Source organism: Pseudarthrobacter linnaei (assembly GCF_055412825.1).
In genome coordinates this window covers 216347-241678 of record NZ_JBVAYX010000002.1, presented here as the reverse complement: position 1 = coordinate 241678, position 25332 = coordinate 216347, and the positions used below count along the sequence as shown (strand labels likewise).

At 67.7% G+C, this 25332-nt stretch carries 21 protein-coding genes; 16 read left to right on the top strand and 5 right to left on the bottom strand.

The genetic code is table 11. The features are described 5' to 3' along the window. Positions 1-261: 261 nt before the first annotated feature. From ACZYZ3_RS03125 to ACZYZ3_RS03070, 12 genes are all read left to right on the top strand, one after another. On the top strand, positions 262-1497 hold the full coding sequence (locus tag ACZYZ3_RS03125) for a DUF1611 domain-containing protein (protein ID WP_463962379.1): 1236 nt from the start codon (positions 262-264) through the stop codon (positions 1495-1497). 59 nt (positions 1498-1556) lie between these two features. Continuing rightward, the gene (locus ACZYZ3_RS03120; RefSeq protein WP_463962378.1) at positions 1557-3290 is read left to right on the top strand and encodes an ABC transporter ATP-binding protein; all 1734 of its coding nucleotides are present in this window, start codon (positions 1557-1559) and stop codon (positions 3288-3290) included. Further along, positions 3290-4408, top strand: a complete 1119-nt coding sequence (locus ACZYZ3_RS03115) for a CapA family protein (protein WP_463962377.1) — start codon at positions 3290-3292, stop codon at positions 4406-4408. The genes ACZYZ3_RS03120 and ACZYZ3_RS03115 overlap by 1 nt, the downstream gene beginning before the upstream one ends. Positions 4409-4566: 158 nt before the next feature. Then, the gene (locus ACZYZ3_RS03110; protein WP_463962376.1) at positions 4567-5376 is read left to right on the top strand and encodes an alpha/beta hydrolase; all 810 of its coding nucleotides are present in this window, start codon (positions 4567-4569) and stop codon (positions 5374-5376) included. Positions 5377-5447: 71 nt separating this feature from the next. Continuing rightward, positions 5448-6614 carry an RtcB family protein gene (locus tag ACZYZ3_RS03105; protein ID WP_463962375.1) on the top strand — a complete coding sequence of 389 codons (1167 nt, stop codon included), beginning with the start codon at positions 5448-5450 and terminating at the stop codon, positions 6612-6614. Between the two features lie 245 nt (positions 6615-6859). Then, positions 6860-8098 (top strand): ABC transporter substrate-binding protein, encoded by a 1239-nt coding sequence (locus ACZYZ3_RS03100; protein ID WP_463962374.1) that lies wholly within the window; start codon positions 6860-6862, stop codon positions 8096-8098. A gap of 44 nt (positions 8099-8142) precedes the next feature. Further along, on the top strand, positions 8143-8868 hold the full coding sequence (locus tag ACZYZ3_RS03095) for an ABC transporter ATP-binding protein (RefSeq protein WP_463962373.1): 726 nt from the start codon (positions 8143-8145) through the stop codon (positions 8866-8868). Continuing rightward, positions 8858-9793 (top strand): ABC transporter permease, encoded by a 936-nt coding sequence (locus ACZYZ3_RS03090; protein ID WP_463962372.1) that lies wholly within the window; start codon positions 8858-8860, stop codon positions 9791-9793. The genes ACZYZ3_RS03095 and ACZYZ3_RS03090 overlap by 11 nt, the downstream gene beginning before the upstream one ends. Positions 9794-10075: 282 nt before the next feature. Beyond that, positions 10076-10372 carry a putative quinol monooxygenase gene (locus ACZYZ3_RS03085; protein WP_463962371.1) on the top strand — a complete coding sequence of 99 codons (297 nt, stop codon included), beginning with the start codon at positions 10076-10078 and terminating at the stop codon, positions 10370-10372. Between the two features lie 361 nt (positions 10373-10733). After that, entirely contained in the window at positions 10734-12026 is a 1293-nt protein-coding gene (gene cobA, locus ACZYZ3_RS03080; RefSeq protein WP_463962370.1) for a uroporphyrinogen-III C-methyltransferase, read from the top strand. A gap of 109 nt (positions 12027-12135) precedes the next feature. Beyond that, positions 12136-13608, top strand: coding sequence for an FAD-dependent oxidoreductase (locus ACZYZ3_RS03075; protein WP_463962369.1), 1473 nt, complete (start codon positions 12136-12138; stop codon positions 13606-13608). A 220-nt stretch (positions 13609-13828) separates the two neighbouring features. Further along, positions 13829-14830 (top strand): DNA topoisomerase IB, encoded by a 1002-nt coding sequence (locus tag ACZYZ3_RS03070; RefSeq protein ID WP_463962368.1) that lies wholly within the window; start codon positions 13829-13831, stop codon positions 14828-14830. Positions 14831-14934: 104 nt separating this feature from the next. Here ACZYZ3_RS03070 and ACZYZ3_RS03065 read toward each other — a convergent pair whose 3' ends face one another. Beyond that, positions 14935-15822 (bottom strand): DUF1206 domain-containing protein, encoded by an 888-nt coding sequence (locus ACZYZ3_RS03065; RefSeq protein ID WP_463962367.1) that lies wholly within the window; start codon positions 15820-15822, stop codon positions 14935-14937. 136 nt (positions 15823-15958) lie between these two features. On the opposite strand from ACZYZ3_RS03065, the gene ACZYZ3_RS03060 reads away from it, so the two are divergent. Then, a complete protein-coding gene (locus tag ACZYZ3_RS03060) occupies positions 15959-16495 on the top strand; it encodes a hypothetical protein (protein ID WP_463962366.1) in 537 nt (178 codons plus the stop codon). Between the two features lie 129 nt (positions 16496-16624). Here the strand turns inward: ACZYZ3_RS03060 and ACZYZ3_RS03055 are convergent, their stop codons facing one another. The 3 genes from ACZYZ3_RS03055 to ACZYZ3_RS03045 all read right to left on the bottom strand — a co-directional run bounded on the left by ACZYZ3_RS03055 (position 16625) and on the right by ACZYZ3_RS03045 (position 20255). Then, positions 16625-17305: a FadR/GntR family transcriptional regulator gene (locus ACZYZ3_RS03055; protein ID WP_463962365.1), complete on the bottom strand. Its 681-nt coding sequence runs from the start codon at positions 17303-17305 to the stop codon at positions 16625-16627. Next, the gene (locus tag ACZYZ3_RS03050; protein WP_463962364.1) at positions 17302-18639 is read right to left on the bottom strand and encodes an MFS transporter; all 1338 of its coding nucleotides are present in this window, start codon (positions 18637-18639) and stop codon (positions 17302-17304) included. The genes ACZYZ3_RS03055 and ACZYZ3_RS03050 overlap by 4 nt, the downstream gene beginning before the upstream one ends. A 173-nt stretch (positions 18640-18812) precedes the next feature. After that, positions 18813-20255 (bottom strand): PucR family transcriptional regulator, encoded by a 1443-nt coding sequence (locus ACZYZ3_RS03045; protein WP_463962363.1) that lies wholly within the window; start codon positions 20253-20255, stop codon positions 18813-18815. 145 nt (positions 20256-20400) lie between these two features. Between ACZYZ3_RS03045 and ACZYZ3_RS03040 the strand changes: the two genes are divergently transcribed. Both ACZYZ3_RS03040 and gabT read left to right on the top strand, forming a co-directional pair. Then, positions 20401-21831 carry a gamma-aminobutyraldehyde dehydrogenase gene (locus ACZYZ3_RS03040; RefSeq protein WP_463962362.1) on the top strand — a complete coding sequence of 477 codons (1431 nt, stop codon included), beginning with the start codon at positions 20401-20403 and terminating at the stop codon, positions 21829-21831. A gap of 73 nt (positions 21832-21904) precedes the next feature. Continuing rightward, a complete protein-coding gene (gabT, locus tag ACZYZ3_RS03035; protein WP_463962361.1) occupies positions 21905-23260 on the top strand; it encodes a 4-aminobutyrate--2-oxoglutarate transaminase in 1356 nt (451 codons plus the stop codon). Between the two features lie 148 nt (positions 23261-23408). Here the strand turns inward: gabT and ACZYZ3_RS03030 are convergent, their stop codons facing one another. Further along, positions 23409-24236 carry an AMIN-like domain-containing (lipo)protein gene (locus ACZYZ3_RS03030; RefSeq protein WP_463962360.1) on the bottom strand — a complete coding sequence of 276 codons (828 nt, stop codon included), beginning with the start codon at positions 24234-24236 and terminating at the stop codon, positions 23409-23411. Positions 24237-24438: 202 nt separating this feature from the next. On the opposite strand from ACZYZ3_RS03030, the gene ACZYZ3_RS03025 reads away from it, so the two are divergent. Then, positions 24439-25311, top strand: a complete 873-nt coding sequence (locus ACZYZ3_RS03025; protein WP_463962359.1) for a universal stress protein — start codon at positions 24439-24441, stop codon at positions 25309-25311. The last annotated feature ends 21 nt before the right edge of the window (positions 25312-25332 follow it).

Genomic DNA, 25332 nt, shown 5'->3' with positions numbered 1-25332 from the left:
TTTATGCTGCATCCCGTCAAAATGGGAATCATGCCTGCCGGCCACTAAGTTACTCCCTGGTAGCGGCGGAACGCCGCAAGGTGTGCGGCGCCGTGGGCAGGTACCCGGTGGCCGCCACCTGCCGCACCGGCTTCGGACCAGGCCCGGGTAGGGCCGTCTGGAAACTAAGTGGCGCCCTTCCGAGGCACGTAACCCAGTTCCGGATAAACGAGTAGCGGCTGGGCTTCCGGACCCATAACACCGTCGCGTAGCGTGCTCGGCATGAGCAGAGACCGAAGCATTTGGGTCAAACCGCTGGACGCGGAGCGAGTGGCAACGGCCAAGGCCGCCTTCACGACCCGCCGTGCAACTCCGGACGCGATGCGTTCGCTGATTTCCGGGGCAGTCCGTCCAGGGTCCGGTGATTTGGTGCTGGCCCGAATCGTCCAGTTGGGGCATCACCGTCACATCGAGCAACCGAACGGGCGGCGTGCGGTACTTCACGACGACGATGAAATCATCGTCACGTACGGGGACAGGTACGCGACCGACCAATTCGAATCGCACGTGCCGGCCACCCTTGGAGGGGCGCAGCTCGTCGCCTCTGGGGGGATCGCCTCCGAGGTCCTCAGCCGCAGCCTGGCAGTCCGCAAAGCGACAGAAATCGAGCCCATCGGCCTCGTAGGGGACGCAAAGGGCCTCCCGCTTAACATTCGGGACTTTGCGCTGAAGCCGGTCGGGCCGCAGACCCGCCGTCCCAGGACCATTGCCGTCATTGGTACTGCCATGAATTCGGGCAAAACGACCACTGTCCATTGCCTCGTCCACGGACTGAGCAGGGCGGGTATCCGTGTGGGCGCTACCAAAGTAACCGGAACGGGATCCGGCAACGACTACTGGTGCATGCTGGATGCCGGTGCCCACCGGATGCTGGACTTCACAGATGTGGGCTTGGCCTCGACCTACCGTCAGCCGATGGACGTGGTTGAGACCAAGTTTGGCGAACTGATCGACCATCTCACGGCCTCCGGGACGGCTCTCAACCTCGTTGAAGTCGCCGACGGCATCTTCCAGGGCGAAACATCCCGCCTGTTGGAGTCAGCGGTTTTCAAATCGATGATTGACGCGGTCGTCTTCGCGTCGCCGGACTCGATGGGTGCCTTGGCCGGCGTCACTCACCTGCAGAAATTGGGACATGAGGTCCTGGCTGTAACCGGGTTGCTTACCCGCTCGCCCCTGGCGGTCCGGGAAACCGCGGCCGTCACCGGACTGCCAGTGCTGACCCGTGAGGAGCTCTCCGATCCTCAACTGGCAGCGTCGCTGCTAGGTATTCCCGAAATCCTTGAGGCGACCGCCGTGAACCGTGCTGTATCCATGAGCGAGGTGGAAACAGTCTCCGAGACCAGAGAGGTTCTGATCGGGCCGTTCACCGCGTCGGAGGAGCGCCCCCGGGCGCGGCCGGGGCTCTTTGGGTTCCCCAAGCCAGCGACTCCCGCCGGCAGCCCGGACAGCTGGTGACCGCCGTGGCGGGCAAGGACGGGCTCTACCGCATCCCGCCTATTGTCTTCGTGAAGGTTGTGGCGATCGGCCTGGCCCAGGTTGTCACGCTGGTGTCCTTTGTTTTGTTGTTACGGTCCATCGTGGACAGCCTGACCCCGGTCACGGTCGGTGCTGCTGCGGACCTGCAGTGGCGCTGGGCGCTGGCTCAAACCGTCATCCTTGGCGTCGTCGCCTTGCTGCACGGCTGGCTGCGGGCCATCGGATTCAACGTCGCCGAAACAGCCGGCTACCAGATCGTCAGGGATCTGCGAATGATGATGTACAAACACCTGCAAGGCATGACACCTCGGCAGTTTCAGGGCAGGGCCCGAGGCGGCCTGCTCCTGAGATTCCTTGGTGACCTGTCAATGACCAGGATGTGGATCAGCCGCGGGGTGCTCGGCGGATTGATCGCCGCCATGGTCCTGGGTGGGACCCTGACGGTCCTCTTCTTCCTGAACTTCTGGATGGCACTTGCCATCGTCGCGGCCGTGTCCGCAGGCTCCGCTGCATCCTTCGTCGCCGGGCGTCGCATGCGCCAGGCGACACGCGTCATGCGCCGACGCCGTTCCCTCGTCATGAGCAACCTCGACGAGCAACTGAATGCTCAACCTGTGGCTCAGGTGTTTGGGCGCTCCGCAGGAGAATACGCCCGCCTTTCCCATCAGAACGATGAGCTGACGCGGGCCCTCATCAGGGTTGCCCGTCTCCGCGGTTACCTCCGCGGAGTCGCGACCGCCTTTTCTCTGGTGGCCCTGGGAGCCGTTCTCGCCGCAGGCCTGTTTGAAGTCCGGCAGGGCACCGCGAGCATCGGCCTGGTGGTCGGCTTCGTTGTAGTGACCCGACAGCTTTCCGGCCCGGTCCGGACCCTTGGATTAGCCCACGATTACTGGCACCGTGCTCAAGTGTCGGTCGGCAAGATCAAGGAGTACCTTCGCAGTTCGGGCAGGGAGCTGGAGGCAAGCGGCCTCGGGCCCCTGAAGATCCGTAAAGGATCAATCGAGTTTGTGTCGGTGACGGTCGACGGGGCCTTGCAGGATGTGAATCTGAAGATCAAACCGGGTGAAGTGGTTGCTGTGACGGGAGACGGTGGCAGCGGCAAGTCATCGCTGCTCGGTCTGGTCTCCAGGATGGTAGAGCCTGACCACGGCTGCCTCGTCCTCGACGGACAGGTACTTGGGAGAACCACGCTTCGATCTGCAGCCAGATGGATCGGAGCCATGGGCCCGGACCTGCCGCTGATGCGCGGCTCGCTGCTGCGGAACCTTACTTATGCCTGCCCCCAGGCGCCCCCGGAGGAAGTCGAGCGCGTGCTTGCCGCATCCGGGCTGGACGAGATGCTCCCGGACCTTCCCTATGGCCTTCAGACATGGATTACCGAGGGCGGACTGAATTTGTCCCATAGCCAGCGGCAGCGGATAGCAGTTTGCCGGGCGCTCATGGGTAATCCACCGATCCTGCTACTGGATGAGCCGACCTCTGGATTGGATGCGGCAGGACGGAAGGCCTTCGCGGCGATGTTGGCAAGATTTAAGGGGACCGTGCTGCTAGCCACCCATGATCCCCAGGACATCGCCCTGGCGGACAAGGTTGTGGTTCTGGCGAAAGGCGCCGTAGTGGAAGTTATCTCGCGTGAAGAGTTCCGGGACAGGGCATGGCTAGAGGCGAACCTCGTAGCGCCGGTGGCCTTGGCCGCCGACGGCGACGGTACCCCGCATTCTGCGGGCGGGGAACGCCACAAGCAGGCAGCCAGCCTGGAAGGGGACATGTGATGAAGCCAAGAACACGCGACAAATTCCTCATGGTGGTGGCGTTGGCTGTCTCCCTCACCGGGACCGGGGCCCTGGCGGCCAACTACGGGGATAATACGGCCCCGGCCGTAGAGTCCGTGGACCTCTCTGCGGCCCTGGTCACTGACGGGCGGTGGTCTGTTCAGTTCCTGGGGGACACCATGGTGGGTGACGGAGCCACTCCGATGCTGGATCCACGCGGCTTTGACGCAGCGCTCTCGGCGGTGGCGCCACTGATCGATGGAGACTTTGTCATCGCCAACCTGGAAGCACCGATAACGCTCCACGATCAGGCCTTGAATCCTGGAAAGAACTACTCGTACCGGGCAGAGCCGCAGGCAGCCGGGGCACTGTCCAGGGCGGGCATCGATGCCCTTGGACTGGGCAACAACCATGCCATGGATATGGGACTGCCAGGACTTGAGGAGACAATGACGCTCGCGGGCGACAAAGGGATGGCCAGTTTCGGGGCGGGGCGCAACCTGGCCGAGGCCGAGCGGCCCCTGATTCTTCGCACTGACATGGGCACTGTCGGCGTCGTCGCCCTCGGGGAGAATTTCGGCAAGGCTATAAAGGCCGCGGAGACCAACCCCGGCACCGTGGTGCTGAGCCCTGCCACCGTCCAGCGCGGGTACGATCTCGCCCGGGCGGCCGGCGCTGACTGGGTTGTCGCGTATGTGCACTGGGGGGACAACTACACGGACACAAATGCGGAGCAACGGCACTGGGCCCAGGTAATGGCGGATGCGGGTTACGACCTGATTGTGGGCACAGGCCCGCACATTGTCGACAAGATCGAATTTGTCGGCGATGTCCCGGTCGCCTACAGCATCGGCAACTTCGTTTTCGGCACGGCCGGACGTTACAAGTCCTTCGGAAAGCCGGGGGTGGGACTGATGCTCAGCGTGGAGATGAGCAAGGATGCTCCCGCCCAGCTGGCGATCAAGTGCATCGTGACGGACAACGTCGAGACCGGGTTCCTCACCCAGCCTTGCTCCGCCCCTCAGATTCAGAGCATCATTCCGGCAATCCATCCGGCCCTTGAGATTCAGGGCAACGTCGCCAGAATGCCCTGCCGCTGCTTCGAGACGCCGAATTGATCCCGCCACTCCTCCAGCCAGATCGGCACCAGCGGCGGCCCGGGGCCCTGCTGGCCCTGCTGGCCTTGCTCCTTGGATCGTTCACGGTGCTTACAGTCGCCACCCTCTCGGCAGGCGACAAACCCGCGAATTCAGAGGAATCCCAACAAGGAGACACGATGATCAAGCCGTCCACAAAGGGGGATTTTAGCTTTTCCGGGTCCGGGCCTCTGACCGGCCAACCCATACGCGTCTGGTATCAGGCGCCGGATGATCCGTCCTCGGCACAAATTCTGATGGTCATGACGGGAGCGCAGCGCGATGGCGAAGCCTATCGGGAGGACTGGCTGCCGTTGGTGGAGAATCGCAACACGCTGCTGCTGGTGCTGGAATTCTCCAAAGACGAATACCCGGGGGTTTCCTCCTATAACCAGGGCAACATTCTGGGCAAGGACGGCAACATCAATCCACCGGAGGCCTGGACCTTCAACATGGTGGAAGCTCTTTTTAGTGCCGTGGTGCGGGATACGAACAGCGGTGCCGTCGACTATGCCCTCTTTGGCCACTCAGCAGGAGGCCAGTTTGTGCACCGTTTCATGGAGTTCACCCCGGACAGCCATGTGCGCGTAGCCGTTGCGGCAAACGCAGGCTGGTACACCATGCCGGACCAGGGCATTGAATTCCCGTACGGACTGAAAAATTCACCCCTTTCGTCCAAAGGATTGCGGGAGGCATTTGCGCGTCCCCTTGTCGTGATGCTGGGCGCCGACGATGTCGATCCCAAGGACTCTCTCCTTCAGCGTGACCGGAATACCGATGCCCAGGGAGACAACAGGCTCACACGCGGATTGAACTTCTATCAGGCAGCCAGGGACGCGGCTGGGGACAGCGGAGAATTCAATTGGTCGCTGGTAGTGGTTCCCGGTGCAGCCCACGACCACACGCGAATGGCAGCAGCGGCGGCAAAATTGCTGCTGGACGCCAACTGAGCCAAGCCTTGGGGTTTGACACCGCCGCCCTGTGGCCATGGTTTCGCCCTATCCCGCCGGGAGGACAGGCCGTGGAGCGTATCAACAGCAAGCTGTTCAGCTGGGCGTCGATCCTGGATGACAAGACCCGAGAGCAGGCCCTGGCAACGGCGCAGCTGTCCATCATCTATCCGCATCTTGCGCTGATGCCGGACGCCCATCTGGGCCTGGGTGCCACCGTGGGGTCCGTCATCCCCACGCTGGGCGCCGTCATCCCGGCGGCAGTGGGCGTTGACATCGGCTGTGGCATGATCGCCGTCCGCACGCAGTATGCCGTGAAGGATCTGCCCCGGGACCTCAAACGGCTGCGGGAGGGCATCGAGCACGCCGTTCCGCTGTCCGCCGGCCACTTCAACCACAGGATCAGCGCCACCGCCGCACCCCGGATTGACCAGCTGCGGCGGCTGGCAGCGAAGGCACAATTCGACCCGGGCCAGTACGCCGCGAATTGGACACTGCAGCTGGGGTCGCTGGGCTCGGGCAACCACTTCATCGAGGTGTGCGCGGATGAAACGGACGCCGTGTGGCTGTTCCTGCATTCCGGCTCCCGCGGCGTCGGCAACAAACTCGCCCAGCGGCACATCGGTGAGGCCCGGAGCATGACGCGGAGCCGGCACATCGCCCTGCCGCATCCGGATCTGGCCTACCTCGAGGAGGGCACCCCCGAGTTCGACCGCTACATCAGGGAGCTCCGCTGGGCCCAGCACTTTGCCCTGCTGAATCGCGAGGAGATGATGGACCGGGTGGTCCGGCAGTTTGAATCCTGGACCGGCGGCTCCGTCCGGGAGGCCGAACGCATCAACTGCCACCACAACTTCACCGCGAAGGAACACCACTACGGGAAGTCAGTCTGGGTCTCCCGCAAGGGAGCCATCAGGGCCGAGGCGGGGGACCCGGGGCTGATTCCCGGCTCCATGGGCACCGCGTCCTACGTTGTGGTGGGCCTGGGGAACCGGGAGTCGCTGAACTCCTCGCCGCACGGCGCCGGAAGAGAATACTCCAGGCACGCCGCGCAGAGGATTTTTACCCTGGCCCAGCTGAAGGCCGCCATGGAAGGCATCGAGTTCCGTCCCAGCAAGGCCTTCATCGACGAAATCCCGGCGGCCTACAAACCCATCGACACGGTGATGCGCGACTCCGCGGACCTCGTAAAGATACGGCACAAGCTCCGGCAGCTCGTCAACGTCAAAGGCGACTAAGCCGCACTAAATCCGCAGCAGGCCCGGATTGCGGGCCGCATATAGGCCCGCATATGACGCTGCATGAACCCGCGTGACCCCGGGTTTCCGGGCCGTTGAACCGTCTTCCGCGCAGTCCCTATGGTGAAGCCATGACAACCACGGAACTGCCCTCCCAAGGCCCCGCCAGCCGGGTACCCCTGGGGCGATGTCGCCGGCGCTGACCACCTGCCCGGCCCCCACCCCCAGGAACAGGACTTTCCCGCATGTCATTTCCATCGGATCACCCCACCCCCGGGACCACCCCCGGCCGGACGCCCGGGACCACCCCCGGCCGGACGCCCGGGACCACCCCCGGCCGGACGCCCGGGACCACTCCCGGGACCACCCGGATCGTCGCCGGCGAATCGGCCAAGCCCAGGCGCACGCTGGAGATCAGTCTGGCGGCCGGCCTCGTGCTGCTGATCGGCGCCGGCGCCGCCGTCGCGTCCACGCTGTCCCGTACCAATGACGCCGCTGCCGCGGCCCCCGCGGCTGGCCCGGCTGCCGAACTCAAGCTCGGCTATTTCGGCAACATCACCCACGCCCCGGCCCTCATCGGCACCAGCCAGGGCATCATCGCGAAGAGTCTCGGCGACACGCGGCTCAGCACCCAGGTCTTCAACGCAGGCCCCGCCGCGATCGAGGCCCTCAACGCCGGCGCCCTCGACGCCACCTACATCGGCCCGAACCCGGCCATCAACTCCTATGTCAAGAGCAGGGGCGAATCGGTCAGCATCATCGCCGGCGCCGCGTCCGGCGGGGCGCAGTTGGTGGTCAAACCGGAGATCACCTCGGCCGCTGACCTGGCGGGCAGGAAGCTCGCGACCCCGCAGCTCGGCGGCACCCAGGACGTGGCTCTCCGCGCCTGGCTCGGCCAGCAGGGCTATAAGACCAATACCGACGGCAGCGGCGACGTAGCCATTAACCCCACCGAGAATGCCCAGACGCTGAAACTGTTCCAGGACGGAAAGCTTGACGGCGCGTGGTTGCCGGAGCCCTGGGCCTCCCGCCTGGTGCTCCAGGCCGGCGCGAAGGTCCTGGTCGACGAGAAGGACCTGTGGGAGAAGGGCGAATTCATCACCACCGTCCTGATCGTCAACAAGAACTTCGCCGCCGCGCACCCCGAGACGGTTACGGCACTGCTGAAGGGCCACGTCGCATCCGTGGACTGGCTCAACGCCGCCCCCGCGGCGGAGAAGTCCACGGTCCTTAACGCCGCGCTCAAGGACTCAGCCGGGGCAGCCCTGACCGCTGACGTGATGGACCGGTCGCTCAAGAACATCGTTTTCACCGTCGACCCGCTCGCCGGAACGTACCAGAAGCTGCTCCGGGACGGTGTCGACGCCGGCACCACCAAACAGGCCGACATCACTGGCATCTTCGACCTCACGGCGCTGAACAGCGTCCTCGGCGAGGGCACCACGGGAACGAAGATCTCAGCGCAGGGACTGGGCAGGGACTAACCAGTTCCTATCCCCGGCCCGCCAACAGAAGTAAGGACGTGACCATGCCAGTCGTACTGGAAAACCTGGGCAAGCGCTTCGGCGCCGGCGCCCCGGTGCTGGACGACGTCAACGCCACCATCGGGCAGGGAGAGTTCGTCGCCCTGCTCGGTGCGTCCGGCTGCGGCAAGTCCACCCTGCTGAACATCATGGCGGGACTGGAGGCGCCGACGTCGGGCGCCCTGGAGGTGCCGAGCGACGGTGCCGCGTTTATGTTCCAGGACGCGGCGTTGTTCCCCTGGCTGACTGCGCGGGAGAACATCGAGCTGGCCCTGAAGCTGCGCGGCGTCGGCAAGGCCGAGCGCCGGGTTAAGTCGAATGAACTGCTGGACCTTGTGCACCTGGGCGGGGCGGGGGATAAGCGCCCGCACGAACTCTCCGGCGGAATGCGCCAGCGCGTCGCCCTGGCCCGTTCACTGGCCCAGGACCGGCAGCTGCTGCTGATGGACGAGCCGTTCGCCGCGCTGGACGCGATCACCCGCGACCTGCTGCATGACGAACTGGAACGGATCTGGAAGGAAACCGGCCGCACCATCGTTTTTGTCACCCACAACGTGCGCGAAGCCGTCCGCCTGGGCCAGCGTGTGCTGCTCCTCTCCTCCCGGCCCGGCCGCGTGGTGCGGGAATGGCACGTCAGCGAGCAGCACCGAACCGACGCCGGACTGGCCGGCCAGCTCACCGGCGAAATCACCGCACGGCTGCGCGAGGAGATCCGCCGCCATGCCAAATAAAGCAACGCCGCTGGTGGAGCCCGACGAGACCCGCCACATAACAGCGGCCCTGACCCGGTCCTCCACCGGCCCGGCCGACCTGCGCGAGCTCGAGGCCGGCCTGGACTCGCTGCAGTCCGACGCCGAGCGCAAGGCCCGCGTCGACTGGAGCCGGATCCTGCTGCCGGCTGCCGCGCTGGCGGTGCTCGTCATCATCTGGCAGCTCTACGTGTCCCTGGGCATCAAGAGGCAGGACCTGGTGCCCGGCCCGCTGGATGTGCTGGGCCAGCTGGGAACCCTCTGGCACGACGGGAAACTGCAGGAAGCGGTGTGGACCTCGCTGCAGCGCGGGCTCGTCGGGTTCCTGATCAGCGTGGCCATCGCGACCCCCGTCGGGCTGCTGCTTGCCCAGGTCGCGCCGCTGCGCCGCGCGTTTGGCCCGCTGATCTCCGGGCTCCAGGTGCTGCCGTCCGTGGCCTGGGTGCCGGCGGCGATCATCTGGTTCGGCCTCACCGACGCCACCGTGTACTTCGTGGTGTTCATGGGCGCCATCCCCTCGATCATCAACGGGCTGATCTCCGGCGTGGACCAGATCCCGCCGCAGTACCGCAGCGTCGGGAAGGTCCTGGGCGCGTCCCGCCTGCAGCTGGCGCTGCAGATCATCCTCCCGGCTGCGCTGCCGGGTTACCTGGGCGGGCTCAAGCAGGGCTGGGCCTTCTCCTGGCGCTCGCTGATGGCCGCGGAAATCATCGCCGTCGGGGGCACCATCGGCTTCGGACTCGGCTCGCTCCTGGACCAGGGCCGCGTGCTGTCCGACATGACGGTGGTGATGGCCGCGATCCTGCTGATCCTCGCCGTCGGCATCCTAATTGAGCTGCTCGTGTTCGCCCCGGTCGAAAAGCGCCTGCTCCGCCGTCGTGGCCTCCTGAGCGGCAGCACCCGCTAACCCCACCCCCACCCAGCAACGCGGGGTCACTTAGCGCCCATAGACCCCAGGTTTATCGGCGCTAAGTGACCCCGCGTTGCTGTTGTCTGCCCAGGGCCCAGCGCCACGCTTTGGACCCGTGGGCTGGCTGGTCGAGCGGGTCGTCCTGCGTCGCTAACTGGAACGTCTTGTTGCCGGGCGAGGGGCCCTCCCAGCAACGCCTTGTCCGGACCCCGGGACCGGCCTACACTCGCGGCTATAGGCCGGTCCCCGGCCGATCCAGCCAATTCTGAGGAGACAGCCGTGGCGCCAAAATACGGAGTGTTGGCACTGGTCGAGGCCAAGCCGGGGAAGGAGGAGGACGTCTGGGACTTCCTCAACGGTGGCCGGGAGATCGTTCTGACGGAGCCTGGCACCCGGACCTGGTACGCCTTCCGGGTCAACGAAAACACGTTCGGCATCTTTGACACCTTCGACACCGAGGAGGACCGGCAGACCCACCTCAACGGCGCCATCCCGGCCGCCCTTGGCCAGCACGGACCCGTCCTGCTGGCCAAGGACCCCGACATCAGACTCATCGAACTCATCGCAGTGAAATAGGCCCATGGCCGCCCAGCCGCCGCCGAACGGGGGCACATTTACACGCCGTCAGCTGGGCACGCAGTGGCTGTTCCGGACATCAAAGTGCCCCCGGACGGCGACAGGGTCGCCCCATCCCCAAGCGACGGCCCACCAGTCGCGCTTCCAACCGCGGCCCGGTTCCTGGCATGTCTCGAAACCCTGCGCTCGGACGAGGAGCAAACAAAGTACCAGCGGTAGTTCAAGACCGGGGCCCTGCGCCGGCATTACCCGGCTCTGAGGTTGCCCTGAGCGCGACAGCTGTGTGACGCGGCGTTACCCCGCGTGAACGGGTGTTTCCGCACCGTTGTTCCGGCCCATCACGCCGCCCTATCGTCGATGCATGGCAATTCAGGACATTTACCCCACGGCGCTGCGCCTCCTGGGCCGCCCCGTGCTGGTGGTCGGCGGCGGCCCGGTCGCTGCACGCCGCGCCAAGGGACTGCTTGACGCCGGCGCCCGCGTCACCGTCGTCGCGCCCCTGGCCTGCCCGCCCCTGGCCGGCCTCGCCGACGCCGGTCTGCTCACCTGGGAGAACCGCACCTACCGCCCGTCCGACGTCGACGGCGTCTGGTTCGTCCAGACCGCCACCGGCGAACCGGCTGTCGACGCGCAGGTAGCCGCCGACGCCGAGGCGCAGCGGATCTGGTGCGTCAACGCCTCCGACCACGAGGCCTCCGCCGCCTGGACGCCCGCCGTCGCCGTCGTCGATGACGTCAAGATCGCCGTGAACGCCGGGGGAGACCCACGCCGGGCCATGGCGCTGCGCGACGCCGTCGCCACCGCCCTGGAAACCGGGGACCTGCCGCTGCGCCGGCGCCGTGCCCCGGCCGATGCATCCGCCGGCAGTGTGGCACTCGTCGGCGGCGGACCCGGGGATTCCGGGCTCATCACCGTCCGCGGCCGGCGGCTGCTGGGCCAGGCCGACGTCGTCGTCGCGGACCGTCTGGGCCCGCGCGAACTGCTCAGCGAACTCGCGCCTGACGTCCGCGTGATCGAGGTCGGCAAGACCCCCGGCCACCACCCCGTCCCGCAGTCCGGGATCAACCGCATCCTCGTCGACGAAGCCCTGCGAGGACACCGCGTGGTCCGGCTCAAGGGCGGCGACCCGTACGTGCTGGGCCGCGGCGGCGAGGAAGCCGAGTTCTGCCGGCAGCACGGCGTCGAGGTCGAAGTGGTCTCCGGCGTCACCTCCGCCATCTCGGTCCCGGCGGCCGCCGGCATCCCCGTCACGCACCGCGGCCTGGCCAAGGGCTTCAGCGTCGTCACCGGCCATGAGGAGCTCTCCGAAGTCCCCGCCCGGGCCGACCATACCGTGATCCTGCTCATGGGCGTGGGCCGGTTGCGGGATTCCGCGGCCTCGCTGGGCCGCGCCGGTTTGCCAGCGGGGACGCCTGTTGGCATCGTAGAGAATGGTTATCTGCCGAGCCAGCGGGTGACCATCGGAACGCTCGGGACCATCGCGGACCAGGCGGAGGCAGCAGGGGTCGCGAACCCCGCCGTGATCGTGATCGGTGACGTCGTCCGCGTCAGCCCGTTTGCGCCGTCGCACTTCAGGACCGCGGACTACAGCACCACCGCACCGAACGCCCCCCGCACGCCCCAGACCGCCCAGACCCGCGCACTGACCCCCTAGACCCGCGCACTGACCCCTAAACCCCGTCGATTGCTCCAAAACTGCCGTTATCAACCCCGAAAAGGGCAGTTGTGGAGCAACGGATGCAGAAGAACGAAGGAACACAGCCGTGTCAACGATCACCCCTGTAGGAACTGCTGCCCGCCCGCTGCGGATCGCCGTCGTCGGCTCCGGACCCGCCGGGGTGTACGCCGCGGACATCCTGACCAAGAGCGAGGCCGTCAGGAGCGGCGAGCTCACGGTCAGCATCGACCTGTTCGACCGCTACCCGGCGCCCTACGGACTGATCCGCTACGGCGTGGCCCCGGACCACCCGCGCATCAAGGGCATCGTCAACGCGCTGCACAAGGTCCTGGACCGCGGGGACATCCGCTTCTTCGGCAACGTCGACTACGGCACGGACCTCTCGCTCGAGGACCTCCGCACGCACTACGACGCCGTCATCTTCGCCACCGGCGCCATCAAGGACGCGGACCTGAACATCCCCGGCATCGAACTCGAGGGCTCCTACGGCGGCGCCGACTTCGTCTCCTGGTACGACGGACACCCGGACGTGTCCCGTGACTGGCCCCTGGACGCCAGGGAAATCGCGGTGATCGGCAACGGCAACGTGGCCCTGGACGTCGCCCGGATGCTCTCCAAGCACGCCGATGACCTCCTGGTCTCCGAAATCCCGGACAACGTCTACGCCGGCCTGAAGTCCTCCCCGGTCACGGACGTGCACGTCTTCGGCCGCCGCGGACCGGCCCAGGTGAAGTTCACCCCGCTGGAGCTGCGCGAGCTGTCCCACTCCAAGGACGTCGACATCATCCTGTACGCCGAGGACTTCGAGTTCGACGCCGAATCGGACCGGCAGATTCAGAGCAACAACCAGACCAAGACCATGGTTGGCACGCTCACCAACTGGATCGCGGAGCAGCCCGAGGACCTCGCCGAGCTCACGGCCTCCCGCCGCCTGCACCTGCACTTCCTGCACAGCCCGGTCGAGGTGTACGGGGACAAAACCGGCGAAGCCGGTGCTCCCGGCCGCGTCGCCGGCATCAAGTTCGAGCGCACCGAGCTGGACGGCACCGGCCGCGCCCGGGGCACCGGTGAGATCATCGACTACCCGGTCCAGGCCGTGTACCGCGCCATCGGCTACTTCGGCTCCTCGCTGCCCGAGGTGGAGTTCGACCACAGCAGGGGTGTCGTGCCGAACGACGGCGGCCGAGTCCTGGACGTTTCCGGCGCCCACGTGCCGGGCATCTACGCGACCGGCTGGATTAAGCGCGGCCCGGTCGGCCTGATCGGGCACACCAAGGGCGATGCCCTGGAGACCGTGACCTACCTGCTCGAGGACCGCGCGAACCTGCCGCTGGCCGCGGCACCCGCCCCGGAGACGATCGTCGAACTGTTGGAGAACCGCGGCGTGCAGTACACCAGCTGGGAAGGCTGGCTGGCCCTGGACGCGCACGAGCGGTCCCTGGGCGAGAAGGCCAGCGCCGGCGCCGGCACGGACGGCCTCGTCCGCGAACGCGTCAAGGTGGTCCCGCGCGAGGACATGGTGGAAATCTCCCGCGGCGGGGTAGCCGTAGAGGTCTGATCCCCGCACCCACCCACCGTCACCACCGCACCGAACAGCAACGCGGGGTCACATCGCGCCCATCCCGGAGGGGAATATGGGCCGTTGGTGACCCCGCGTTGTTTGGTGTGGGTGGGGGGAATTCGGGTTTGGTCAGTACGCTTACCTTCATGGATGAGCAGCACATGCCAGAAACCCGCACAACCGCCGGACCAGGAGCCCGCCGAGCCGGAGCCGGCCGATGAGGCTCCGGCGCAGCAACGCGTCCGGCCGCGGCTACCGCCGGGTCCCGGCCGGAACCGGTTTCAGCTACAAAGACCTGGACGGCTCCACGCTGCCGCCCGGGCCGGTGCGCGAGCGGCTGGAAAGCATCGGCATCCCGCCGGCGTGGACGGATGTCTGGATTGCACCGTACGACAACGGGCACATCCAGGCCACCGGGCTCGACGCCGTCGGCCGGCGCCAGTACATCTACCACCCGGGCTGGCGCGAAAAGAAGGACCGGCTCAAGTTCGACCGCGCCATCCAGCTCGCCGAAACCCTGCCCGCCGCGCGCCGGCTCGTCACCATGGACCTGCGTTCCGAGGGCCTCACCCGGGAGCGCGTGCTGGCCGCCGCCTTCAGGATGCTGGACAGCGGCTCGCTGCGGGTCGGCTCCGAGCGCTACACAAATGAAAACGGCAGCCACGGCCTCGCCACCCTGCTCTGCGCCCACGTCGGCGTGCGCAAGGACGAACTCCGGCTCAGCTTCCCCGCCAAAAGCGGCAAGAACTGGGAATCGCGGATCCACGACGCCGACCTGGCCGCCGTCGTGCGCCAGCTCAAGCGCCGCGGCGGCAACGCCCGCTTGCTGGCCTACAAGGACGGCCGGAGCTGGCGCCCGGTGTCCAGCTCGGACATCAACGATTACGTCAAGGAGCGCACTGGCCAGGACTTCACCGCCAAGGACTTCCGCACCCTGCGCGGGACGGTGGCCGCGGCCGCCAGCCTGGCGAAGAGCGGTCCGCAGCCCAAGGTGGCCGCCCGGAAGAGGGCGGTGAGCCGCGCCATGCTGGACGCGTCCGACGTCCTCGGCAACACGCCGTCGATCGCCCGGAAAAGCTACGTGGACCCGCGGCTGCTGGACCACTTCGCCGCGGGCGAGACCATCGATCCGAAGCGGATGGACTCCGCCGAATCCGAGGTCCGGGCCCTGCTGTATCAGGAGGGCGACGTCGTCCCGCTGCGGAAGGCCGCGGGGTAGCTGCCGGGCAGCCGACGTCGGGCAGCGTGCGCCGGGCTTGTTCGTCCGGCGACCTCCGCCGGGCCGCGTGCGGCGTGTTTGACCGTCCGGCGACCTCCGCCGGGCTACATCCGCCCGAAGCGTGCCCGGACCAGCGCGAACAGCCCGTAGGCGATGAAGCCCGCACCGATCGCCAGGAGCAGGACGGGGCCGAACGGGTGGTCCTGCAGGGCTTTGAGGCTGCCGTCCAGTCCCGTGGACGAACCGGGATCGTTGGTGCCGGCCGCGATGACAAACAGCAGGCCGGTCAGGATCAGCGCCACCCCCTTGGCGATGTGGCCGGTGACGCCCAGGCCGCTGATCAGCCGGCCCCGGCGCATCCCCTCAAAATGGCGCAGCTCCTCCTTGAACTTCTTTCCCGCGCCCTTGACGATGAAGTACACGCCGATCCCGATGATGGTCAGGCCCAGGCCGATCAGTGCCGGCACCCCAAAGGGGCTGCGGACCAGGGCGGTGCTGAAGTCCCGGGTCGAGTCGCCCGAATCGCCCCGGTTGCCCAGCGCGAAGGCCGCGAAGCTGAGCCCCACGCTGCCGTAGGCGATGCTGAGGAAGCCGGAGGATACGAGCTTGCCGAGCCGCTGCCGCCGCGGGAGGTGCCTGGCCCGCAGCGTCGCCTCGCTCAGCTGCCACAGGGAGAGCCCGGCGCAGGCAATGAACCCGGCCCACATGACCGCCGGACCCCACGGGTTGGCCGCGAGCTGTTCGATCGCCCCGGTCGGCTCGGCCTGGCCGGGGGCGCCCAGGACCAGGGCCACCGCAATCGCGCCGATCACGACGTGCAGCAGTGCCATCACGGCGAAGCCTGACCGGGCGACGACGTCGAGCGCCGCGCTGTCCGAGGCGGACTCCGCGGCGTCGGCAGCGCCGCCGGCGGCCGCGCCAAGGGCTCCGCCGAGAGTCTCGCCGCGCGCAGCGCCGGACGCTGGCTGGCCGTGTGGCCCCGGTGATTCCATGCCGCCGAGTCTACTCAGGGGGGGCGCATCCCCGGAACTACCAACTTTTTCATAAGTGTGCTTACCATAGCCGGGACGTGGCCTTTCATGGGCCACGACTGTTCCGGTTTCTAACTCAGACGATAGGAAGCTCAACATGGCAGGAAATCTTGTTGCCCGATCCATCCACGACCTGACGGCGGGTGCCTGGTTCGGCGGTTCGCTGATGGGCGCCATCGGGCTGAACGGTGCGACGGCGGAAGCCAAGGATCCGGCCGAACGCACCCGGCTCTCCAGCCTGGGCTGGAAGAAATGGGCCCCCGTGCAGACGGCGGCCTTCGGCGCGCATTTCCTCTCCGGCCTCGCGATCATGTGGGAGAACAAGGGCCGGATGGCCAAGCAGGACGGCGTCGCGCGCCTGAGCGTCATCAAGTCCGTTGTCACCCTCGCCGGCGCCGGCGTGAGCCTGTACGCCGGGCTCCAGGGCGCCAAGGTGGACAAGCTCGCCAGCGAAGGTGCCATGGGGGCCACCGAGCCCAAGCCCGGCGCCTCCGAGGAACTTCGCTCCGCACAGCAGCAGTTGAAGATCCTGCAGTGGGCCATCCCGGTCTTTGCCGGCACCGTGATTGTGCTGGGCGCCAGGCACGGCGAAATGCAGCGTCCCAAGAACGTTTTCGCGGGCCTCGCACGCTAATCGCGCACGCGTCCTGCACGCTGACTATGGGACACGTCAGCCGACGGCGAGCTAGCCGTGGTTCAGCGTGACATCAAAGGCCCCCGCACCGGGATTCCGGTGCGGGGGCCTTTGTGCTCGGCGGGGCAGCTACTGCTGGATCCACTCCGCGCAGGAGTTCAGGTTCCGGTGCACGCTCTCGACGGCGGCCGTTTCGTCGTGCGCGGCGATCGCGTCGACGAGTGCGTCGTGGCCTTCGTGCGGGAGGCCGTTGAAGCCGGAACGGCCCTGCTGCCGGAGCAGGTCGGCGTGGAAGACGACGCCGAAGCTGACGTACAGCTCGTGCAGCAGCGGATTGCCCGAGGCCTGCGCCACGTGGACATGGAAGTCCCAGTCCGCCCGGGCCCAGCCGGCGTAGTCCTCGGCCAGCCAGGCGATCCGGCGGGCCTCGAGCAGTCCGCGCATAGCGTCGACGTCGTCGGCGGTGGCGTGGCGGGCGGCGAGCCGGGCGGCCTGGGTGTCCAGGCCGACCCGGACCTCCAGGATGTGGACCTGCGAGTGGTCCCGGTACATGCGCTGGGCGGCGCCGGAGATCTCGCTCGTGGCGCGGACGTAGGTGCCGTCCCCGCGCCGGACCTCCAGCATGCCGCTGTGGGCGAGGGCTTTGATCGCTTCGCGCAGCGTGCCCCGCGAGACGCCGAGGGCGGCCATCAGCTCGGGTTCCGCCGGGATCCGCTGCTGCAGCGGCCATTCGCCTGAATGGATCAGCTCCCGCAGTTTGGCGGTGATTTCCTCCGCCAGCGGCGGCCGGTGCGATGTGGTGAGTGTCATGACTGTCCCTCTCGGGCGGAGGCCAGGCTGGAGGCCCCGGCAGGCCGCGGCCCGGCAGTCGACGCCTCGGCAGGCTGCGGCTCCGGTGGCCGGGGAACCTTGGTCCTGGCCGTCAGCAGGTGCCCGACGGCGATCTGGCCCAGGGCGACGGCGAGCAGCAGGATCAACGGCAGCGTCCAGGAACCGGTGGCGCTGTGCAGCAGCCCCATCCCGAAGGGGCCCAGTGTCGCCAGCAGGTAGCCCGCGGACTGCGCGACCGTGGACAGTGCGGTGGTTTCGGCGGTGGTGCGGCCGCTGCGGCTGATCATCACCATCACGAGCGGGAAGATGCCCAGCCCGAAGCCGAGCAGCACGGCGGTCAGCGGCGCCCAGGAGACCGGCAGGACGAGCATGGACAGGACCCCCGCCGCCATCGTGACCGTGGCCAGGTAGAAGGCGGTGCGCTGCATCCGGGGACGAGAGCCGATCGCCACCAGAACCATGCCGGCCGGGACGGAGACCAGCTGCATCAGGCCGAACATCAGCCCTCCCTCGGAGGCCGTCAGGCCGAGGGTGACCAGCATGTAGGGGAACCAGCTGAGCACGGCATAGGCCAGCAGGGCCTGGACCGTGAAGCCGAGTGTGATTAGCACACCCGTGCGGGTCCGCAGCAGCGGCCACGGTGACACCCGGCCGGCCTTGACGGCGGGCGCGTTGCGGTGGGCGTGCAGCGCGATCGGCAGGAAGCCGAGGCAGGCGCCGAGCGCCAGGAATCCTATCGCCCCGACGCCGGCGGAGGGCGAGCCGAGCTGCTGTGCCAGAGGGACGATCAGCACGGCCACGACGGTGGCTCCCGTCGTCATGGTCACGGTATACAGCGCCGTCATCAGCGATGTCCGGTGCGCGAAATGGACCCGGATGAAGGACGGCATCGCCACGTTGCAGATCGCCAGCCCGGACATCCCGACGACGGTGCCCGCCATCAGCATGCCGGTGGAGGGGATCCCGCGGACCAGCAGCCCGGCGGCGAGCAGCACAAGGGAGAGCAGGATCGCCTTCTCCAGCCCCAGCAGCCGGGTGAGCCACGACGTCGCGGCTCCGGCCACGGCGAAGCACAGCGTCGGGATCGAGGGGATGACGGCGGCGATCAGCGGCCCGTAGCCCAGGACCGCCTGCAGGTCATGCAGGAGCGCGGCGGCGCCGGTGATCCCGGCGCGCAGGTTGAGCCCAATCAGGACGATCGCGACGACGCCGGCGATGACCACGCCGCGCGGTGCGCGCACGACGGCGGGAGGTGCTGTGACGGCAGGAGGTGCGGTCTGGGGAAGGGCGGACGCCGCCGTGCTCGTAGCCATACCCAAAGGTTAGACGTTTGATGTTTGCTGCCCAGCCTTTAGTGGCGAATATCTCGGCACGTGACGCCCTCCGCACGGCCCCCTCCACCAAGCAACGCGGGGTCACTTCGCGCCCAGGATGGGGCCCGGGATGGGCCGTAGGTGACCCCGCGTTGCCCTGGGCGGGGGAGGGGTCAGCGCGGGTGGCGGGCGCCCAGGCGCTGCACGGCCAGCGCCAGCCACAACTGCACCCGGTCCGCGGTCTGGGCCGGGTCGTAGCCGGTGAGCTCGGTGATCTGGGCCAGCCGGTAGCGGACCGTGTTCCGGTGCAGGGTGAGCTCCTCGGCCACGGCCGCCACCGAGCCGTTGTTGTTCAGGTAGCTCTCCAGCGTCGTGAGCAGCTCGGCGCCATGGGCGGCGTCGAAGCTCCGGAGCGGATTGAGGGACTCGTTGGCCATGTCCGCCAGCGGCACATCCTCGCTGGCGAGCAGCAGCGAGGTCAGGCTCAGCCGCTCGGGTTCGTTCACGGGCAGGCCGTGGCTTGCCGCGTCGCGGGCCTCGAAGTAGCTCCAGCGCAGCCCGTTGGGCTTGGTGTACGCGCCGCCGATCCCGATCGTGGCGTGGATCCCGGCCTCGGCCAGGTGGTCGCTGAGGCTCCGGGCCAGCGCCCCGGCGCCGTGGCCGTCGTCGGGAACCACCACCACCAGATCCTTGCCGACGACGGCGCTCACCGCCTCTTCCAGCGGCTGCGGCAGGGAGGACGTGCCCAACTGCTTGGCGTGCGCGGCGGACTCGCCCAGCAGGACGACGTTCCGGCGCGTGCTGTTGACGCCGATCCCCGCGAGCCGGCGGGTGGCCTCGCTCGGCTCCAGGGTCCCGTGAATGACGTCCTCAAGGACCTGCCCGGCCAGGGCACGCCGGGACTGGCGCTGCTTGACCATGTTGTTGAGCTCGACGCTGATCAGGTTCTGGGCGTAGCCCACGATCCCGGAGTCCTCGAAGGGCTGCTTGACCCACAGCGTGCACGCGTCGCGGCGGCCGGTGGGAATCGGGAAGGACGCCCAGCCCTCCGCGCTAGGCGCGGGATGGCCGGGCACGCTGTTGTAGAGCTGGGCGGTGAACTGGGTCAGCACGATGTCGGTGCGCAGCATCGACCCGAGGTGCTTGAGGAGTTCGGCGAGGCCGCCGCCGGTGAGCAGGGCGCGGGCGAGGATCTGGTGCCCGGCGATCAGCCGCTCCAGCTTGGTGAAGTGATCCGCGGACTGGGCGTCGGCGACGAGTTTGCCGATCGCGATGAACGGCGTCTCGTAGGGCACCTCCACCACCGGAAGCCCCCAGCGGTTGGCCTCGGCGACCAGGGCCGGCGGGACGGCGTCATGCGTCAGGCCGATCCCGAAGCCGATGCCCACAGCCCCTGCACGCTGGACCTGGCGGACGAAGCGGCGCTGTTCCGGGGCGCTCCTGAGCCGCATGCCGGTGGTGAGGACCAGTTCGCCGCCGTTGAGGAACCGCTGCGGGTCTTCCTGTTCGGTGACGGCCACCCAGAGGATGTCCTGGTGCCAGGTGGTCTCCGCCAGACCCGCCTTGGCGAGTTTGAGGGACGGCACCCCCAGCAGGGCAGCAAGTGAAATGGCCATGGATTCAGGATAACCGCGGGCTGGGCAAGCGCACTAAAATATTGCCGCAACGGTGTGCAGGTGGCTATTCCCCGGGGTTGACCGGCTGGCATAGGCTCGGAGCAGTCTCATTGGGTCCTTTTCAGCGCGAAAGAGGTTGTACACCGTGGTTCAAACCTTGCAAAACTTCATCAACGGCGAGTTTGTCACTCCGGCCGGAACCGGGGCCCTGGACATCGTCAACCCCATCAACGGCGAGGTCGTTGCGAAGTCGCCGGTCTCGGGCCAGGCCGACGTTGACGCCGCCATGACCGCCGCGAAGGACGCCTTCAAGAGCTGGAAGCGCACGACGCCGGGGCAGCGCCAGCTGATGCTGCTCAAGCTCGCCGACGCCGTCGAGGCCAACAGCGACGAGCTCGTCGAGGCCCAGCACCGGAATACCGGCCAGGTCCGGTCCCTGATCGCCTCCGAGGAAGTTGCCGCCGGCGCGGACCAGCTGCGCTTCTTCGCCGGCGCCGCCCGCATCATGGAGGGCAAGTCCGCCGGGGAGTACTTCGAGGGCCACACCTCCTACGTCCGGCGCGAACCGATCGGCGTCGTCGCCCAGGTCGCGCCCTGGAACTACCCGTTCCTGATGGCCATCTGGAAGATCGGCCCGGCCCTGGCCGCGGGCAACACCGTGGTGCTCAAGCCCTCGGACACCACCCCGGAATCCACCCTCGTCCTGGCCCGCCTCGCCGGCGACATCTTTCCGGCCGGGGTGCTCAATGTGGTCCTGGGCACCGGCGAGACCGGTGCCCTGATGGTGGAGCACAAGGTCCCCGGCCTGGTCTCCATCACCGGCTCGGTGCGGGCCGGCATCGCCGTCGCCTCCGGCGCCGCGAAGGGCCTCAAGCGCGCGCACCTGGAGCTCGGCGGCAAGGCGCCGGCCATTGTGTTCGCCGACGCCGACATCAAGAAGAGCGCCGCGGCCATCGCCGAGTTCTCCTTCTTCAACGCCGGCCAGGACTGCACCGCGATCACCCGCGTGCTGGTCCAGGATTCGGTGCACGACGACGTCGTGGCCGCCATGGTCGAGCACACGAAGACCCTGCACACGGGCTCGCAGAACGACGAGGACAACTACTTCGGCCCGCTGAACAACGTCAACCACTTCGAGGCGGTCTCCTCCGTTGTCGAGCACCTGCCGGCGAACTGCAGGATCGAGACCGGCGGGCACCGGGCGGGGGAGAAGGGCTACTTCTTCGAGCCGACCATTGTCACCGGCGCCAAGCAGAGCGATGACATCGTCCAGAAGGAAACGTTCGGTCCGGTCATCACCGTGCAGAAGTTCAGCACCGAGGAAGAAGCCGTGGAGATGGCGAACGACGTCGACTACGCCCTCGCCTCCAGCGTGTGGACCACCAACCACGGCACGGCCATGCGCCTGAGCCGCGACCTGGACTTCGGCGCCGTCTGGATCAACACCCACATCCTCCTCACCGCCGAAATGCCGCACGGAGGGTTCAAACAGTCCGGTTACGGCAAGGACCTCTCCATGTACGGCGTGGAGGACTACACCCGCATCAAGCACGTCATGAGTGCACTGGACGCATAACGCCGTTGCATCCCCGCTGGCACCGCACCGCTGCACAGCCCCACGCACACCCAGCACGTTAGAAAGGCTTTCCATGACCACCACCGCGAATGACATCATCTACCGTCTTGAGCAGAAGCGCCGTGTCCAGGCCGATTTCCCGGGCCCGAAGTCCGTTGCCCTGACCGAGCGCCGCAAGGCCGTCGTCGCCGCCGGCGTCGCGTCCACCGTCCCTGTCTTCGTCGCCGACGCCGACGGCGGCATCATCCACGACGTCGACGGCAACTCCTTCATCGACCTCGGCTCCGGCATTGCCGTGACCAGCGTCGGCGCCTCCGACCCCGCCGTCGTCGGCGCGGTCAAGGAAGCGGTGGAGCACTTCACCCACACCTGCTTTATGGTCACGCCCTACGAGGGCTACGTCGCCGTCGCCGAGCAGCTGAACCGGCTCACCCCGGGCGACCACGAGAAGCGCACCGTGCTGTTCAACTCCGGCGCCGAAGCCGTCGAGAACGCCGTCAAGGTGGCCCGCCTGGCCACCGGCCGGGACGCCGTCGTCGCCTTCGACCACGCGTACCACGGCCGGACCAACCTGACCATGGCGCTGACCGCCAAGGCCATGCCGTACAAGACCAACTTCGGCCCGTTCGCGCCCGAGGTCTACCGCATGCCGATGAGCTACCCCTACCGCGAGGAAAACCCGGCGATCACCGGTGCCGAGGCCGCCAAACGCGCCATCACCATGATCGAGAAGCAGATCGGCGGCGAGCAGGTTGCCGCGATCATCATCGAACCGATCCAGGGCGAGGGCGGCTTCATCGTCCCCGCCGAGGGCTTCCTGCCCGCGCTGGCGGCCTGGGCCAGGGACAAGGGCGTCGTCTTCATCGCCGACGAGGTCCAGTCCGGCTTCTGCCGCACCGGCGAATGGTTCGCCGTGAACCACGAGGGCGTCGTCCCGGACATCATCACGATGGCCAAAGGCATCGCCGGCGGCATGCCGCTCTCCGCCATCACCGGCCGCGCCGACCTGCTCGACGCCGTCCACCCGGGCGGCCTCGGCGGCACCTACGGCGGCAACCCGGTGGCCTGCGCCGCGGCGCTCGCGTCGATCGGCTCGATGGAGCAGTACGGCCTGAACGCCCGCGCCAAGCACATCGAGGAGCTCGCCCTCGGCAAGCTGCGCCAACTGGCGGCCGAACAGCCCGTGGTCGGCGACGTCCGCGGCCGCGGCGCGATGCTCGCGATCGAACTGGTCCAGGCCGGCTCGAAGGAGCCGAACCCGGAGCTGACCAAGGCCGTCGCCGCGGCCTGCCTCAAGGAGGGCGTCATCATCCTCACCTGCGGCACCTACGGCAACGTCATCCGGCTGCTCCCGCCGCTGGTCATCAGCGACGAACTGCTGCTCGACGGCCTCCAGGTCCTGGCCGCGGCCATCAAGGCCAACGCCTGACCAGCCCGGGCTAAGACGCCGGCAGGAAGGCACCGGCACGACACCGGCAGGAAGACACCGGCGAGGCGCCGGCACGAAGACAGCGCAGCAGAGCCGCGGACACAGCGTCCGCGGCTCTGCTGCGTTAACCCCGCTATTTTCTCGGGAGCTATTTCCAGTAACTTGCGTCGAGCTGGACCGCGATCACGTACAGGTGCTGGCCCCGCTCGATTTTTTCGACCTCGTAGACCCGCACCTTGGTCTCCGGCACGGTGTTCATTGGCCGGCCGACGCCGATTCCGTAGCTGAGGACGCCCTCGAAGTCCCCGGCCGGGGCGTAGCTGGTGAGCGCGGGGTAGCCGATGGCGGGGGCCGGTGCGCTCGTGATCGTGCTGGCAGTGCCGTCCGCCGTGTGCGCCTGGGCTCCGTGGAAAACCACCTTGAGAATGGCTCCGCTTCCGGGCATGGGAACCGGCAGGCCGCTGCCGTCGGCGATCAGATCCGGCACAAACTCGATGTCGTAGCCCGGAAACCCGCCCTGGAACCGGAAGCTCAGCTGGTCGTAGGGCGGCGTCTCCGCGGGGTGCATCCCTGCTCCGATGGCATAAAGCGCGGGCAGGGGAGCGGCCGGCGGCGGGGAAATCGGTACCGGGTTCTCATGCGTGGCCTTGAACGGGCGGCCGGGGCCCGGCCAGGTCCAGTCGAGGGCGACCGTGGAGGAGATCACCTTGTCGCCCGATTGCGGCGGCGCCGTTTCGTCAGTGTCAGCCGGGACGGTGGAGGACGCGGACGGGGCCGCCGTCGACGTCGCAGGGGCGGACGAAGAAGCGGTGGACGTGGCCGGGGCGGTCGCGGCGGGCGGGGCAGCGGGCGGGCTGGTTCCGCCGGACTGCGGGGCGGACGGCGTGCAGGCGGTGAGGGCCAGCAGCAGGGCCACCATCCCCAGCCCGGTGTTCCGTGTGGCGGCGTGGATCTTCCGGGTGACTATCGCAATCATGACGAGCTCCCCTCGACCCTGCCAGCCTACGGACGGATGATTGCCCTGCTCAGGGCCGAAAGTCACGGACTGACACGGCCAATTCCGCGCCCCGCTGGGCTAGAGTCGTACCTACCACTGCAGGAACGCAGACCGGCCGACGTCGCCCGGAAACCCCCGGAGCAAAGCTGGCTTCTGCCACAGACCCATAAGGGGTTTATACATGCGATACGTAGTTGGCTATACCCCCACCGACCGCGGCGCCGACGCCGTCGCGCTGGCGTCCGCCATGGCCCGCGCCCAGGGCGCGCACCTTGATTTGGTCTACGTAGTGGACCGGAAAACCCCCTACGTTGCGATGAATCCCGAGGGAAGCCGGGTCAGCGCCGCAGAGCAGGAAGTTCTTAGCGCGGAACGGGAGGGCCTGTCCCTCATTCCCGCGGACATTGGGGCCAGGTTCCACGTCCGCCAGGCCGACTCGCACGCCGCTGGCCTCATCGATGCTGCCCTGGAATACAAAGCCGGCCTGATCATTGTGGGTGCCGCCAGCGCGGGGCTGTTCAAGCGGTACACGATTGGCAGCGCGGCCAACGCCCTGCTCCACGCCTCGCCCGTTCCGGTGGCGCTGGCGCCGCGGGGCTACCACCGCACGGAGCCGATCTCGCGGCTGACCCTCGCGGTGGGCCAGCGCGTCGGCGCGGAGGCGGCCATCGACGTTGCGATCGAATCTGCTGAACGCCGCGGGGTGCCGCTGCGGCTGGTTTCCCTCGTGGAACTCGACGCCGAAGGGGACAGCGGCGAAAACATCAATGCGGCACACATCCACGCCAGCACCGTGCTCACCGCGGCCGCCCACCGGCTCCCGGCCGGGCACCACGTCACCGTCGAGGTGGCCCACGGGCGCACCATCGAGGAAGCGATCGACGACCTCGACTGGGACGAAGGCGAGGTCCTGATCGTGGGCTCGTCGCGTCTCGCGGAAAAGAACAAACTGTTCATCGGCAGCACCGCCCACAAGGTGCTGCTGGCCCTGCCGGTGCCCATGGTGGTGGTCCCGCGCGACTACGTGCGGATCGACACCAGCCCCGACGACTGACCGACGACTGACCGCCGGCGC

What these genes read in the sequence shown, in the direction of transcription:
- ACZYZ3_RS03025 (WP_463962359.1), top strand. Translation starts at nt 24,439, where the DNA reads ATGCGATACGTAGTTGGCTATACCCCCACCGACCGCGGCGCCGACGCC.
- ACZYZ3_RS03060 (WP_463962366.1), top strand. Translation starts at nt 15,959, where the DNA reads ATGGCAGGAAATCTTGTTGCCCGATCCATCCACGACCTGACGGCGGGT.
- ACZYZ3_RS03065 (WP_463962367.1), bottom strand. Translation starts at nt 15,822, where the DNA reads ATGGAATCACCGGGGCCACACGGCCAGCCAGCGTCCGGCGCTGCGCGC.
- cobA (WP_463962370.1), top strand. Translation starts at nt 10,734, where the DNA reads ATGGCAATTCAGGACATTTACCCCACGGCGCTGCGCCTCCTGGGCCGC.
- ACZYZ3_RS03030 (WP_463962360.1), bottom strand. Translation starts at nt 24,236, where the DNA reads ATGATTGCGATAGTCACCCGGAAGATCCACGCCGCCACACGGAACACC.
- ACZYZ3_RS03095 (WP_463962373.1), top strand. Translation starts at nt 8,143, where the DNA reads ATGCCAGTCGTACTGGAAAACCTGGGCAAGCGCTTCGGCGCCGGCGCC.
- ACZYZ3_RS03100 (WP_463962374.1), top strand. Translation starts at nt 6,860, where the DNA reads ATGTCATTTCCATCGGATCACCCCACCCCCGGGACCACCCCCGGCCGG.
- gabT (WP_463962361.1), top strand. Translation starts at nt 21,905, where the DNA reads ATGACCACCACCGCGAATGACATCATCTACCGTCTTGAGCAGAAGCGC.
- ACZYZ3_RS03055 (WP_463962365.1), bottom strand. Translation starts at nt 17,305, where the DNA reads ATGACACTCACCACATCGCACCGGCCGCCGCTGGCGGAGGAAATCACC.
- ACZYZ3_RS03090 (WP_463962372.1), top strand. Translation starts at nt 8,858, where the DNA reads ATGCCAAATAAAGCAACGCCGCTGGTGGAGCCCGACGAGACCCGCCAC.
- ACZYZ3_RS03050 (WP_463962364.1), bottom strand. Translation starts at nt 18,639, where the DNA reads ATGGCTACGAGCACGGCGGCGTCCGCCCTTCCCCAGACCGCACCTCCT.
- ACZYZ3_RS03045 (WP_463962363.1), bottom strand. Translation starts at nt 20,255, where the DNA reads ATGGCCATTTCACTTGCTGCCCTGCTGGGGGTGCCGTCCCTCAAACTC.
- ACZYZ3_RS03125 (WP_463962379.1), top strand. Translation starts at nt 262, where the DNA reads ATGAGCAGAGACCGAAGCATTTGGGTCAAACCGCTGGACGCGGAGCGA.
- ACZYZ3_RS03115 (WP_463962377.1), top strand. Translation starts at nt 3,290, where the DNA reads ATGAAGCCAAGAACACGCGACAAATTCCTCATGGTGGTGGCGTTGGCT.
- ACZYZ3_RS03110 (WP_463962376.1), top strand. Translation starts at nt 4,567, where the DNA reads ATGATCAAGCCGTCCACAAAGGGGGATTTTAGCTTTTCCGGGTCCGGG.
- ACZYZ3_RS03070 (WP_463962368.1), top strand. Translation starts at nt 13,829, where the DNA reads ATGAGGCTCCGGCGCAGCAACGCGTCCGGCCGCGGCTACCGCCGGGTC.